The sequence below is a fragment of the Halomonas nitroreducens genome (genome assembly GCF_003966155.1).
GTDB lineage: Bacteria > Pseudomonadota > Gammaproteobacteria > Pseudomonadales > Halomonadaceae > Halomonas > Halomonas nitroreducens.
In genome coordinates, this window is record NZ_RXNS01000021.1 from 21,044 (window position 1) to 34,634 (window position 13,591).

11 protein-coding genes are annotated in these 13,591 nt (G+C 66.5%); 9 read left to right on the top strand and 2 right to left on the bottom strand.

Going from position 1 to position 13,591, the window contains the following annotated elements; all coding sequences use genetic code 11:
- Positions 1-31: 31 nt before the first annotated feature.
- Entirely contained in the window at positions 32-1,438 is a 1,407-nt protein-coding gene (gene glnA / locus EKG36_RS18005) for a glutamate--ammonia ligase (RefSeq protein WP_126486601.1), read from the bottom strand.
- Between the two features lie 535 nt (positions 1,439-1,973).
- On the opposite strand from glnA, the gene typA reads away from it, so the two are divergent.
- The 7 genes from typA to EKG36_RS18040 all read left to right on the top strand — a co-directional run bounded on the left by typA (position 1,974) and on the right by EKG36_RS18040 (position 9,881).
- The gene (gene typA, locus EKG36_RS18010) at positions 1,974-3,800 is read left to right on the top strand and encodes a translational GTPase TypA (RefSeq protein ID WP_126486602.1); all 1,827 of its coding nucleotides are present in this window, start codon (positions 1,974-1,976) and stop codon (positions 3,798-3,800) included.
- Positions 3,801-4,025: 225 nt separating this feature from the next.
- Positions 4,026-4,343 (top strand): hypothetical protein, encoded by a 318-nt coding sequence (locus EKG36_RS18015; RefSeq protein WP_126486603.1) that lies wholly within the window; start codon positions 4,026-4,028, stop codon positions 4,341-4,343.
- Between the two features lie 157 nt (positions 4,344-4,500).
- A complete protein-coding gene (locus tag EKG36_RS18020) occupies positions 4,501-5,943 on the top strand; it encodes a sodium-dependent transporter (protein ID WP_126486604.1) in 1,443 nt (480 codons plus the stop codon).
- Between the two features lie 46 nt (positions 5,944-5,989).
- Positions 5,990-6,760 (top strand): ABC transporter ATP-binding protein, encoded by a 771-nt coding sequence (locus EKG36_RS18025; RefSeq protein ID WP_126486605.1) that lies wholly within the window; start codon positions 5,990-5,992, stop codon positions 6,758-6,760.
- 79 nt (positions 6,761-6,839) lie between these two features.
- Positions 6,840-7,544: an ABC transporter ATP-binding protein gene (locus EKG36_RS18030; RefSeq protein WP_126486606.1), complete on the top strand. Its 705-nt coding sequence runs from the start codon at positions 6,840-6,842 to the stop codon at positions 7,542-7,544.
- A gap of 31 nt (positions 7,545-7,575) precedes the next feature.
- Complete coding sequence (locus EKG36_RS18035; protein ID WP_126486607.1) at positions 7,576-8,580, top strand: branched-chain amino acid ABC transporter permease; 1,005 nt, start codon at positions 7,576-7,578, stop codon at positions 8,578-8,580.
- Positions 8,580-9,881, top strand: a complete 1,302-nt coding sequence (locus EKG36_RS18040) for a branched-chain amino acid ABC transporter permease (RefSeq protein WP_126486608.1) — start codon at positions 8,580-8,582, stop codon at positions 9,879-9,881. Before EKG36_RS18035 ends, EKG36_RS18040 begins: the two co-directional genes overlap by 1 nt.
- Positions 9,882-10,004: 123 nt before the next feature.
- On the opposite strand, the gene EKG36_RS18045 is transcribed toward EKG36_RS18040, so the two are convergent.
- Complete coding sequence (locus EKG36_RS18045; protein ID WP_126486609.1) at positions 10,005-11,216, bottom strand: ABC transporter substrate-binding protein; 1,212 nt, start codon at positions 11,214-11,216, stop codon at positions 10,005-10,007.
- A 227-nt stretch (positions 11,217-11,443) separates the two neighbouring features.
- Here EKG36_RS18045 and EKG36_RS18050 point away from each other — a divergent pair, with 227 nt between their 5' ends.
- Entirely contained in the window at positions 11,444-12,193 is a 750-nt protein-coding gene (locus EKG36_RS18050; protein WP_126486610.1) for a dienelactone hydrolase family protein, read from the top strand.
- 118 nt (positions 12,194-12,311) lie between these two features.
- Complete coding sequence (locus tag EKG36_RS18055; RefSeq protein WP_126486611.1) at positions 12,312-13,568, top strand: dicarboxylate/amino acid:cation symporter; 1,257 nt, start codon at positions 12,312-12,314, stop codon at positions 13,566-13,568.
- Positions 13,569-13,591: the final 23 nt, after the last annotated feature.

A 13,591-nucleotide genomic window follows, 5' to 3' on the forward strand; every position in this document is an offset into this window, starting at 1 on the left:
TGCCGGACGCGGCGCCTGGGCGCCGCTGCCATCAGCAGCTGTAGTACATGTCGAACTCGACCGGATGGGTGGTCATGCGCAGGCGCTCGACGTCCTCGCTGAGCAGCTCGATATAGGCATCGATCATCTCGTCGGTGAAGACGCCACCCTCGGTGAGGAAGCCACGGTCGGCGTCCAGCGACTCCAGGGCCTGGTCGAGGCTGTTGGCCACGGTCGGGATGGACTTGCCCTCTTCCGGCGGCAGGTCATAGAGGTTCTTGTCCATCGCATCGCCGGGATGGATCTTGTTCTTGATGCCGTCGATACCGGCCATCAGCATCGCCGCGAAGCACAGGTAGGGGTTGGCGGTCGGATCCGGGAAGCGGGCCTCGACACGCTTGCCCTTGGGGCTGGCGGTGTAGGGGATGCGGATGGAGGCAGAACGGTTGCGGGCACTGTAGGCCAGCATCACCGGCGCCTCGAAGCCCGGCACCAGTCGCTTGTAGGAGTTGGTGGAAGCGTTGGTGAAGGCGTTCAGGGCACGGGCGTGCTTGATGATGCCACCGATGTAGTAGAGCGCCATCTCGGAGAGGCCCGCATACTCGTCGCCGGCGAACTGGTTCTGGCCTTCCTTCCAGAAGGACTGGTGGACATGCATGCCGCTACCGTTGTCACCGACCAGGGGCTTGGGCATGAAGGTGGCGGTCTTGCCATAGGCGTGAGCCACGTTGTGGATCACGTACTTCATCTCCTGGACCTCGTCGGCCTTCTTGACCAGCGTATTGAACTTCACGCCGATCTCGTTCTGGCCGGCGTTGGACACCTCGTGGTGGTGCACCTCGACGCTCTGGCCGATGGCCTCCAGGGTGTTGCACATGGCACCGCGGATATCGTGGAAGCTGTCCACCGGCGGCACCGGGAAGTAGCCACCCTTGACCCGCGGACGGTGCCCCAGGTTGCCGCCTTCGACCGGGCGATCGGTGGACCAGGCGCCTTCCTCGGAGGTGATCTTGTACATGGCGCCTTCGATATCGGCCTTCCAGTGCACCTCGTCAAAGATGAAGAACTCGGGCTCGGGGCCAAAGAAGGCGGTATCACCCAGGCCGGTGGACTGCAGGTAGGCCTCGGCACGCTTGGCGATGGAGCGCGGGTCACGCTCGTAGCCCTGCATGGTGGCCGGCTCGATGATGTCACAGCGCAGCACCAGGGTGGCATCCTCGGTGAAGGGGTCGAGGAAGCCGGTACCGTCCTCCGGACGCAGGATCATGTCGGACTCGTTGATGCCCTTCCAGCCGGAGATGGAGGAACCATCGAACATCTGACCGTTCTCGAAGAACTCCTCGTCCACGTCGCGGGCCGGAATGGTGACGTGCTGTTCCTTGCCTTTGGTATCGGTGAAGCGCAGGTCGATCCACTTCACATCGTGCTCTTCGATCAGGGCGAGCGTCTTCTCGGACATGAGGTCCTCCACTGGATGGCTTGGTTTCGGGTATTCCGCTTGTTCTCTGGTCGCCGGTTGCCGGCAAGCCGGCCTGTCCAGACGATGTTGTAGCATGCCATGGGCCCACTGCCCACGACGCCATGCACAGCCATGGCACTGCCCATTGGGAAGCAGAAAGTGTGCCACCCTGATGACACACCCGCCCTATTCCAAGATAAGCCACTGACTGAAAGGCAGAAAAAACTTGTCGACCGCCCCCTTCCTGGCCACCCGCCTAGCAGCCATGCCCTGCCATGAAGCACCTCGGGGCCATGAAAATGCCCCTTAATGGCGCATGATGGAAATGAACGCACCAAAATGATGCATACCTCGGGCATTGCCCAGGCTCGGATCACTCCTCAGGGGCCCCGCCCGGGAACTCGCGGCGCTACCTGCAGGTCATTGAATCCACGGGGTCGCCACACTTGTTCGATGGATTCCCGTCAACAAGGCTGGTAGCGGTCATGGCCCTGACCCTATAATGCGGCCCCACTTTTCCCAGCAGGATCCCGTCGTGATCGAGAATCTTCGCAACATCGCCATCATCGCTCACGTCGACCACGGCAAGACCACCCTGGTCGACAAACTCCTCCAGCAGTCCGGCACCCTGGACCGCAAGGCGGAGGGCCAGGAGCGCATCATGGACTCCAACGACCAGGAGAAGGAACGCGGCATCACCATCCTGGCCAAGAACACGGCGATCCGCTGGCAGAGCCCGGACGAGCAGGACTACCACATCAATATCGTCGACACTCCCGGACACGCCGACTTCGGCGGTGAGGTCGAGCGCGTGATGTCCATGGTCGATTCGGTGCTGCTGATGGTCGATGCGGTGGATGGCCCCATGCCGCAGACCCGCTTCGTGACCCAGAAGGCCTTCGACCAGGGCCTCAAGCCCATCGTGGTGGTCAACAAGATCGACCGCCCCGGCGCCCGCCCCGACTGGGTCATCGACCAGATCTTCGACCTGTTCGACAATCTCGGCGCCTCCGACGAGCAGCTCGACTTTCCAATCATCTACTGCTCTGCCCTCAACGGCGTCGCCGGCCCCGAGCCCGACGAGCTGGCCGACGACATGACGCCGATGTTCCAGGCCATCGTCGACATCGTCGAGCCGCCCAAGGTCGAGCTCGACGGCCCGCTGCAGATGCAGATCTCGGCCCTGGACTACAATAGCTACGTCGGCGTCATCGGCCTGGGCCGCATCACCCGCGGCGCCATCCAGCCCAACCAGCAGGTCATGGTGGTCACCAAGGAGGGCAAGGAGCGCCGTGGCAAGATCGGCCAGGTGATGACCCACATGGGCCTGGAGCGGGTACAGACCGAGCAGGCCACTGCCGGCGACATCGTCTGCATCACCGGCATCGATAACCTGGCCATCTCCGACACCCTGTGCGATCCGGCCGCCGTCGAGGCGCTGCCGCCGCTGTCCGTCGACGAGCCCACCGTGTCCATGACCTTCCAGGTCAATGACTCGCCCTTCGCCGGCAAGGACGGCAAGTTCGTCACCAGCCGCAACATCAAGGATCGCCTCGACCAGGAGTTGATCCACAACGTGGCGCTGCGCGTCGAGCAGGGCGAGACCCCGGAGAAGTTCATCGTCTCCGGCCGCGGCGAGCTGCACCTCTCGGTACTGATCGAGACCATGCGTCGCGAGGGCTTCGAGCTGGCCGTGGGCCGCCCCGAGGTGATCATCCGCGAGATCGACGGCGTCAAGCAGGAGCCCTACGAAGAGGTCATCATCGACTGCGAGGAGGAGCACCAGGGCGCCATCATGGAGGAGCTCGGCTACCGCAAGGGCGAGCTGTCCAACATGAACCCCGATGGCAAGGGCCGGGTACGCCTCGACTTCATCATCCCCGCCCGCGGGCTGATCGGCTTCCGCGGCCAGTTCCTGACCCTGACCTCCGGGACCGGCATCCTCACCAGCCGCTTCGACCACTACGGCCCGCTCAAGCCCGACGCCTCCATCGAGCGGCGCAACGGCGTGCTGGTCTCCATGGTCTCCGGCAAGGCCCTGGCCTACGCCCTGTTCGCCCTGCAGGACCGCGGCAAGCTGATCGTCGAGCACGGCACCGAGGTCTACGAGGGCATGCTGGTGGGCATCAACAACCGCGCCGAGGACATGGTGGTCAATCCCACCAAGGCCAAGAAGCTCGACAACATGCGCGCCTCCGGCAACGACGAGAACCTGGTGCTGACCCCGCCGGTGCGCTTCACCCTGGAGCAGGCCATCGAGTTCCTGGATGACGACGAACTGGTGGAGATCACTCCCAACCACATCCGCCTGCGCAAGAAGCACCTCAGCGAGAACGAGCGCAAGCGCGCCAAGAAGAAGTAAGCCTAGAGCCCGCCGACCCGGCGGGCTCTTTCGTCGACACGGATTGATCGCGGCGCCCGATGACGCGCGGGCTGCACGGGAAGCGCATGGATTCGCCGGGAGCGAACCCGGCCACCCTGGTCGCCCGCGACAGCCATCGGCGCGTCCTTCCTTTGTGGCCGTGTGTCCACGGCGCGGGCTATGCTGAAGCAGCCTTTGCCTGTCACCACCAGGAGGAGAACGACGATGCACAAGCATGTGGAATGGGACGATCCCGGCAGCGCCGGCGTGCTGCGCTATTACGCCGACCACCCCCAGGACTCCCCGGAGCCCCATGTGGGCAGCATCGTCAGCGCGCTCTTCCGTGGCTTCACGGTGCGGGTGCGGGTCGAGGCCCGGGTCGAGGAAACCAGCATCGGCGAGGTGGTGGCGCTGATCGCCAAGGACAACGGCCGGCGCCAGCACAGCGTCGGTGACCTGGAACTCGGCGACCTCGTCCGGCTGCCCGACGCCTACCGGGCCATGGAGCCGCGCCACCCGGAAGTGGACGACGACCGGGACTGATTCGCCGCAGGGTTACCATCCACCCCCGCCAACGGCTGCTAAACGCAAGTCGACTGGTCAAGCCCCCCGGGTCTGTCGCACAGTTGGCGCTACTCGAGCTGGCACCCCAGCGCAGGAAACGCGGCCCACAAGGCCGACACGCAATTGCGGACACCCGATGAGCACGCACAACGTCTGGACGCACAAGGGCACCTTCCTGCTGGCCGCGGTCGGCTCGGCGGTGGGACTCGGCAACCTGTGGCGCTTCCCCTACTTGACCGGCGAGAACGGCGGCGGCGCCTTCATCCTGATCTACGCCCTGACCATCTTTGCGGTAGGCATCCCCATCCTGATCGCCGAGATCATGCTGGGTCGCAACAGCCGGCGGAGCCCGATCATGGGCATGCGCTTTTTGACCAGCACCCACAAGACCTCCCGGGGCTGGGAGACGATCGGCTGGCTGGGTGCGGCCTCGGCCTTCATCATCCTGAGCTTCTACTCGGTGATCGCCGGGTGGGCACTGCACTACACCGGCCTGATGCTCACCGGCAGCCTCGACGGGGCCGACGCCGAGACCATCGGCGCCAGCTTCGACGCCCTGCTGGCCTCCCCGCCGCTGCTGACCCTCTATCACACCCTGTTCATCGGTGCCTCGGCGCTGATCGTCGGCCTGGGCATCCACCGCGGCATCGAGAACGGCCTGCGCGTGCTGATGCCGGCGCTGTTCGTGATCCTCATGGTGGTGCTGGTCTATTCCGCCGCCATCGGCGACCTCTCCGCGGCGGCGACCTTCCTGTTCACCTTCAACGTCGCCGACCTCAGCCTGGAAGGCTGGTTGCAGGCCATGGGCCAGTCATTCTTCACCCTGAGCCTGGGCATGGGGGCAATCATGGCCTACGGGGCCTACATGTCCAGCGACGCTTCCCTGACCCGCACCGCCTTCGCCATCGCCGTGGTCGACACTGCGGTGGCCATGATCGCCGGCCTGGCGATCTTCGCCCTGGTGTTCGGCGCCGGCCTCGACCCCGGAGAGGGCCCCGGACTGATGTTCGTCACCCTGCCGCTGGCCTTCGCCGAGATGCCCGCAGGGCCGCTGCTGGGCGGAGTCTTCTTCATCCTGGTGCTGGGCGCCGCCATCAGCTCCTCGATCTCGCTGATCGAGCCGGTGGCCGCCTTCCTGGTGGAACGCTTCGATCTCGAGCGTCCCCAGGCCGTGTCGGCCATGGTCATCGCCAGCTGGGCCCTGGGCCTGCTCACGGTGTTCAGCTTCAACCTGATGGCCGAGGACACCCTTTTCCACACGCTGTTCGGGCGCAGCGCCTTCGGGCTGCTGGAGCTGCTCACCAATATCTTCATGCCGCTGGGGGGCATGCTGATCGCGCTCTTCGCCGGCTGGGCCCTGACCCATGGAGAGGTGATGAAGGAGATGCGCACCAACGAGAGCTGGTTCCGCCTCTGGCGCTTCCTGGTGCGCTTCATCGCCCCGGCGGCGGTGGCCTTCGTCTTCCTGCGCACCATCCCCCAGGTGGAGGGCTACCTGCTGCCCTCCATTGGTGCCGTGGTGATCGTCGGCGCCTTCGCCGCCGGTCGTACCTTCCTGGCCGAACGCCAGGAATCGTGAACCACCGCACCGGCCACAACAACGAACAACTCATCACGGGTGTGACATGTCAGCCATCATCGACGTACGACACGTCAACAAGGCCTTTGGCGGCCTGAAGGTCATCAACGACTGCTCCCTTCAGGTGGAGCGGGGCTCGATCACCGGCCTGATCGGCCCCAACGGCGCCGGCAAGTCGACGCTGTTCAACATCATCGCCGGGGCCCTGCCCCTGGACAGCGGCCAGGTGTTGCTCGACGGCGAGGACATCACCAACCATCCGGCCGACGAGCTCTTCCACAAGGGCCTGCTGCGCACCTTCCAGATCGCCCACGAATTCTCGAACATGACGGCGCTGGAGAACCTGATGATGGTCCCGCCCCGTCAGGCCGGCGAGAACCTCTTCGCCACCTGGTTCAAGCCGGGCCTGGTAGGCCGCGAGGAGGCCGAGGTCCGCCGCCGGGCCCTGGAGGTCATCGACTTCGTCGGCCTGCACCATGTGCGCAACGAGCTCGCCGGCAATCTCTCCGGCGGCCAGAAGAAGCTCCTGGAACTCGGCCGCACCATGATGACCGACGCCCGAGTGGTGCTGCTCGACGAGATCGCCGCCGGGGTCAATCGCACCCTGCTGGGGGATCTGGTCAGCAACATCGAGCGCCTCAACCGCGAGATGGGTTACACCTTCCTGGTCATCGAGCACGACATGGACATGATCGCGCGGCTGTGCGACCCGGTCATCGTGCTGGCCCAGGGCAGCGTGATGGTCGAGGGCACCATCGAGGAGATCCAGAACAACCCCGAGGTCATCGAGGCCTACTTCGGCTCCACCACCGCCTGAGGGCCCCGGCGCCGCCTGACCGCGGGACAACAACAATTGCGGGCGGCCTGACTCCGCCCATCAACGCAGAGAAGCACCTATGCCATTACTCGACGCACGGGACGTGCATGGCGGCTACGGCGGCATGAACATCCTCAATGGGGTGAACATGACCATCGAGGCCGACGAGATCGGAGTCATCGTCGGCCCCAACGGGGCCGGCAAGTCCACGATGCTCAAGGCCATCTTCGGCCTGCTCCACGTCAGCCAGGGGGAGATCCTGCTGCGTGGCGAGCCCATCCAGAACCTGCCACCCAACAAGCTGGTGCAGAAGGGCATGGGCTTCGTCCCCCAGGAATACAATGTCTTCCCGAGCCTGACGGTGAAGGAAAACCTGCAGATGGGCGCCTATCTCAAACCGGGCAACGTCAAGCGCATGCTGGCCCGGGTCTACGAGTTCTTCCCGCCGCTCTATGACAAGCGTCACCAGCCTGCCGGCGAACTCTCCGGCGGCCAGCGCCAGATGGTCGCCATGGGACGGGCGCTGATGGCCGAGCCCGACGTGCTGCTGCTCGACGAGCCCACCGCCGGGCTCTCGCCGCTGTACATGAACGAGATCTTCGAGCGAGTGAAGGAGGTCAACGCCGCCGGGGTCGGCATCCTGATGGTCGAGCAGAACGCCAAGCAGGCGCTGGCCATCGCCGACAAGGGCTTCGTGCTGGCCGCCGGCCAGAACCGCTTCACCGACACCGGCGCGGCCCTGCTGGCCGACCCGGAGGTCGCCAAGAGCTTCCTGGGCGGCTGAGCCCGCCACGACGGACCATCGGAGACGTCCCGTGAACGAACTCGTTTTCTTCATCAACAATGTGGTGATCGCCGGCAGCGTGACCGGCTCGATCTACGCCATCGGTGCGGTGGGCGTGACGCTGATCTTCAGCATCATGCGCTTCGCCCACTTCGCCCATGGCGACATGATGACCTTCGGCGCCTTCATGGTGCTGCTGCTGACCACCCTCTTCCCCCAGGCCGGCGCCGCCATCGGGGTACCCACCCCGCTGATCATGCTGCCCCTGGCCATGGTCCTCACCGCCGCCCTGGCGGTGGGCATCGACCGCGCCTTCTACAAGCCGCTGCGCGCCCACGGGGTCAAGCCGATCGTGCTAGTCATCGGTTCGCTGGGGGTGACCCTGATGCTGCAGGGTCTGATCCGCCTGTTCGCCGGCACTGGCGGCGAGAGCCTCTACGTCGACGACCGCAAGGAGATCTTCCGCCTCGCCCTGCCCATCGAGGGCGTGCGGGTGCCGGTAGTAATCACCGAGCCCCAGCTCTACCTCTTCGTGCTGACCCTCGTCGCCGTGGTGGGCCTGCACTTCTTCCTGTCCCGCTCGCGGCTGGGCAAGGCCATGCGTGCCATGTCCGACAATCCCGACCTGGCCCAGGCCTCGGGCATCAACACCAACACCATCGTCGCCGTGACCTGGGTGATCGCCGGCGGGCTCGCCGCCATCGCCGGCACCCTGCTGTCGCTGGACGTCACCTTCAAGCCGGATCTCAGCTTCTTCCTGCTGCTGCCGATCTTCGCTGCGGCCATCGTCGGCGGCGTCGGCCACCCCTATGGCGCCATCGCCGGCGGCTTCGTGGTCGGCTTCGCCGAGACCCTGGCGGTGTTCAACTGGAGCGTGCTGCTGCGGCCCTTCCGCGACAGCCTGCCCGAGTGGCTGTCGCTGCCCGGCAACCTGGCCTTCGTCGGCACCGAATACAAGATCGTGGTGCCCTTCTTCATCCTCGTCGTCATCCTGGTGTGGCGCCCCACCGGCATCTTCAAGGGCAAGGTGATCTGATGGACAAGACAAGAACCGATACCGTCGCCGCGCCGCGCCGCTTCCCGCTGCGCGAAGCCCTCCTCTTCCTGGTCCTGCTGGCCGCCGTGCTCGGCGTCTACGGCGTCATGGGTGCCGCCTACAGCACCCGCATGCTGGTGGAGGCCGCCTGCTACGCCATCCTGGCCCTGGGCCTGACCATCCAGTGGGGCTACGCCGGCCAGTTCAACGCCGGGGTGATGGGCTTCGTGGCCCTGGGCGGCTTCTGCGCCATGTTCTTCAGCGTGCCGGTCAACGAGGCCTTCTGGGGCAGCGAGCTGCCCGGCGAGCTGGGACGGGTGCTGCTGTATGGCGTCGGCGCCGTGATCCTGGTGGTCGGCGCCTGCCGCCTCGACCGCCTGGGGGTGCCGAAAAAGCTGCGCACCGTGATCGCCGTGCTGCTGGCGGTGGTGCTCTACATGGTGGTGATCAGCGCCTTCCGCGAGGTGACCGACCAGATCGAGTCCCGGGCCGACTTCGTCGGCGGGCTGGGCCTGCCGGCCTGGGTGGGCTGGATCTTCGGCGGCGCGCTGGCCGGGGGCGTGGGCTACTTCATCGGCCGCATCTGCCTGGGCCTGCGCAGCGACTACCTGGCCATCGCCACCATCGGCATCGCCGAGATCATCAAGGCCTTCCTCAAGAACTCCGACTGGCTGACCCGCGGCACGGCCACCGTCTCGCCGCTGCCCTGGCCGGTGCCGGGGCCCGCCGAGGTCGGCTTCACCCTGGCCCGGGCGCTGTACTTCTCGGTGACGGCGGTGCTGATCGCGGTGATCTTCTTCCTGCTGCATCGCGCCTATCACGCCCCCTGGGGCCGCATGATCCGCGCCATCCGCGACAACGAGGTCTCGGCCTCGGCGATGGGCAAGAACATCAACCGGCGCCGGCTGGAGATCTTCGTGCTGGGCTGCATCCTGATGGGTATCGGCGGTGCCGTGCTGGGCAGCTTCAACAGCCTCTTCGATCCCCAGGGCTACCTGCCGCTGAACCACACCTTCCTGGTGCTGGTGATGGTCATCCTCGGCGGCCCCGGCAACAACCTGGGCACCATCTTCGGTGCCGTGGCGGTATACATCATCTGGCTGATGTCCGAACCCCTGGCGCTGTTCCTGATGGAGCTGGCGGTGTCCTTCGGCGAGGGCGCCTTCGGCTGGGATGCCCCCACCAACCTGGACAGCCGGGCGCTCCAGGCCCGGGTGTTGGTGATCGGCCTGCTCATTACCCTGGTGCTGCGCTTCGCGCCCAAGGGCCTGCTGCCCGAGAAGGTCAAGCATGTGGATTGAGGCTCCGTGAGGGGTGAGGAGCACAGCCTCACCCCTCACCCCTTACCTCTGTACGAGGCCCCAACGACAAGGCCCCGGCATCGCTGCCGGGGCCTTCGCTACACTACACCAGAGCCGTCGCGATCAGTCGTCGGCGTCGATGTAGCCCTGGATGGTGAAGGTGCCGTCCTCGACGACCATCTCCTGCACCACGCCGGGCACATCACCCTTCGCGTTGAACTCGTGGGTGCCGGAGGCGCCCTCGTAGTTGATCTCGGTGCCGGCGGCGATCAGCTCCTTGGCCTTCTCCCACTCGCCGGGGAGGACCGTTTCGCCCGGGGCGCTGGCGACGCTGCGCAGCGCCTCGTTGAGCCCCTCGCGCTCGGCATTGCCGTTCTGCTCGATGGCCAGGCCCAGCAGGAAGGCGGCGTCGTAGGCCTGGGCGGCGAACACCGCACTCGGGTCGATGCCGGCGGCCTGGGCAGCCTGGTTGAAGATGGCGGTGCCGGGCAGTTCCGGGCTGCCCGGCCGGGTGGCGATCATGCCATCGAGCACGTCGGCGCCGATGGCCTCGATCAGGCTGTCGCCGACCATGCCGTCGCCGCCCACGTACTGGGTGAACATGCCGCTCTCGTAGGCCTGGCGCAGCACGGTCTGGCCGGAGGTGTCGGCGTAGGCCAGCACCACCAGGGTCTGGGCGCCGGTGGCGGAGAGGGTGCCCAGTTCGGAGCGATAGTCCGCGCGGTTATCCTCGTGGGCGAGGTTCTCGAGCACCGTGCCGCCGTCGCTCTCGAACGCTTCGACGAAGGAGTCGGCCAGGCCGCGCCCATAGTCATTGTTGACGTAGGTGACCGCGACCTCCTCGATGCCCTTGTCGAGCAGCAGCTTGGCCAGCATCTCGCCCTGGAAGGCGTCCGAGGGCACGGTGCGGAACACCAGGTCGTTGTCGTCGAGCTCGGAGACCGCCGGCGCCGTGGAGGCCGGCGAGACCATGGTCACGCCTCCCGGAATGGCGGCGTTATTGGCCGCGGCGATGGTCGCGCCGGTACACAAGGCGCCGACGATCGCGGTGACCTGCTCGGTATTGACCATGCGGTCGGCCGCATTGGAGGCCGCCGAGGCATCGGAACAGGTGGTGTCACCAGTGGGCATCACCATGTCCTGCCCGTCCAGCAGGCCGCCCTGGTCGTTGATCTGCTGCATGGCCAGCTGGGCGCCGTCGAAGATCGGCGGGGTCAGGCTCTCGATACCGCCGGTGAAGCCTCCCAGGAAGCCCACCTTCACCTCGGCCTGGGCCAGTCCGGACAGGGCCAGGGTGGTGGCCGCCACCGCCGTCGCTAGAACGCGTTTCTTCATGGTTGTTGGTCTCGCTCTGGTTACATGGAATCACACAGTCCCAATCTGGAAGGCCGGGGCGCAAAACACAAGCCGGGCCTGCCAACGCTCCAGCCCCGCCGGCTTCGGCAACCCCTTGATTGGCAAGACAGACTCCGGGTGCTTAAGCGTTCGAACGGGCGCTTCAACGCTGCCGCGCGCCCCCGGCCTATACTGAGAGCCGTTCCCTTCTCCCGACGAGGCCCACCATGACGCGACTGCTGACGCCCCTTGTCCTCGCCGTCCTGGCCAGCGGCGTCCAGGCCGATCGTCCCGCCGGCCAGGCCATCGACTACCGCGTGGGCGACGAGACCTTCGCCGGCTACCTGGCCAGCGCCCCGGACGAGGCCCGCGGCAGCGTGCTGATCGTCCACGATTGGGACGGCCTCACCGACTACGAACGCCGGCGCGCCGACATGCTGGCCGCCCGCGGCTACGACGCCTTCGCCCTGGACCTCTACGGCAAGGGCAATCGCCCGGTGGCGACGGCGGCCCGCAAGGCCGAGACCGCCCGGCTCTATGACGACCGCACCCGCATGCGCCGGCTGACCCTGGCCGGCCTGGCCGCGGCCCGCGCCCAGGCCGCGGCCAGGCCGACCGTAGTGATGGGCTACTGTTTCGGCGGCGCCGTGGTACTGGAGCTGGCCCGCCACGGCGAGGCCGAGGACATACACGGCTACGCCACCTTCCACGGCGGCCTGGCCACGCCCGAGGGCCAGCAGTACGGCCCGGAGACCCCGCCGATCCTGGTTGCCCACGGCGGGGCGGACACCTCGGTACCGCTGGAGGACGTGGTGGCACTGGCCAGGGAGCTAGAGGCCGCCAAGGTGGCCTACGAGATCGAGGTCTACTCTGGCGCCCCCCATGCCTTCACCGTCTTCGACACCGAGCGCTACCAGGCCCGCGCGGACGAGAAGTCGTGGGCGGCCTTTCAGGCCCTCCTCGACGAGGTGTTCTGAGGCATCCCGGCAAGGCAGGACGCATTTCTGCAAGTTTCACAGGATTCCTTTCTGTAGAATCGCCGATCTCCATTGATAATCACCACCCAACAGCGCGATCTCAGAAAGGAGTCTTCCCTTGTCCTATTCCGCGACGGCCGCCGGCGAGAGCCTCTGGCGGCGCATCCCCCTGTGGCAGAAGATCCTCGCCGGCCTGGTGCTCGGCGTGCTGGCCGGCGTCCTGCTGGGCGAGGACGCCAGCGTCTTCAAGCCCATTGGGGATATCTTCATCAGCGCCATCAAGATGCTGATCGTGCCCCTGGTGTTCTCCACTCTGGTGGTGGGCATCACCGCCATGCGCGACCCGCAGAAGATGGGCCGCATCGGCGCCCGAACCCTCGCCCTGTACCTGGTGACCACGGCCTTCGCCATCGCCATCGGCCTGGTCGCCTCCTGGGTGTTCCAGCCCGGCGTCGGCCTGGAGATGAGCTTCGAGTCCGGGGTGGAGGCCAAGCAGGCCCCGAGCCTGGTGGAGATCCTGGTCGGTCTGGTGCCCCAGAACCCCATCGACGCCCTGGCCAGCGGCAACATCCTGCAGATCATCGTCTTCGCCATCGGGCTGGGCATCTCGCTGACCCTGATCGGCGAGAAGGGCGAGCCCGTGGTGCGCGTCTTCGAGAGCTTCGCCGAGGCCATGGTCAAGCTGACCAACCTGGTCATGGCCTTCGCGCCCTTCGGCGTCTTCGGGCTGATCGCCCATGTGGCAGGCAGCTACGGCCTGGAGGTGCTGCTGCCGCTGGCCAAGGTGATCGGCGTGGCCTACCTGGCCAGCGTGCTGCACGTGCTGCTGGTCTACTCGGGCCTGCTGGCCCTGCTCGGCCGCTTGAACCCGGTGCGCTACCTGCAGGGCATCCTCGACGCCCTGGTGGTGGCCTATTCCTCGGCCTCGTCCTCCGGCACCCTGCCGGTCTCGCTGCGCTGCGCCCAGAAGAACCTGGGGGTCTCGGAAGGCGTGGCCGGCTTCGTGCTGCCGGTGGGCGCCACCATCAACATGGACGGCACCGCCATCTACCAGGGCGTGGTCGCGGTGTTCATCGCCCAGTTGCTCGGCGTCGACCTGAGCCTGGCCGACTACGGCATGATCATCGTCACCGGCACCCTGGCCTCCATCGGCACCGCCGGGGTGCCCGGCGCCGGCCTGGTGATGCTGTCCATCGTCATGGCCCAGATCGGCCTGCCCCTGGAGGCCATCGCCGTGATCGCCGGCATCGACCGCATCCTCGACATGGCCCGCACCAGCGTCAACGTGGCCGGCGACCTGATGGTCACCACCCTGGTCGGCAAGAGCGAAGGCGAGCTCGACGCGGCAGTCTACAACGCTCCGGGCAAGAGTTGACCCCTCGCCGCGCTGGGCGACCG